At 45.4% G+C, this 502-nt stretch carries 1 protein-coding gene; it reads right to left on the bottom strand.

Going from position 1 to position 502, the window contains the following annotated elements; all coding sequences use genetic code 11:
* Positions 1 to 502 (bottom strand): CPBP family glutamic-type intramembrane protease (locus tag ACTHUR_RS18890; protein WP_440400313.1); only part of this gene is annotated, 502 nt, incomplete at both ends.

Below are 502 nucleotides of genomic sequence, written 5' to 3'. Positions count from 1 at the left end.
AGATGAAGCCGGAGCCGAAGATATCTGCCAAGGCGTGAATCAGGAAAAACGGCAACAGGTTTTTGACTTTGTATTTGTAGAAAAAGTAGTACATCAAGCCGAAAACAACGCCGATAACGGTCGCCCAAAGCATGCCTTGGTAAGTATGGAAGGAGACACGTACCAAGGTTGAATAGGCCAATGCCTGCCATTTGTATTTGTCTTCCACGCAGGTTAAAAGGCCGAGGAAACAGAATTCTTCGTAAAAGCCGTTTAAAAGGCCGTAGAGGATGGCCATCGGCGCAAGGGCGGCGAATTTGTCGAAAATGGATAATGGTTTGATGTATTGGAAGATTTCAGTGGTGAAGTAATTATAGCCGCCGCTTAACGAAGTTACCGCATCGGCGGTCAGACCCATCAGGATAAAAATCACAGGCGTCCAAAACAATACGCCTAAATTAAAGCGAATCGGCAACTGTTTGAAGTCGAAACGGCGGATAATGAGGTAAATCAAAGCAATAGC

The organism is Neisseria sp. P0021.S007 (assembly GCF_051956855.1).
This window is presented reverse-complemented; position numbering and strand designations above follow the sequence as displayed.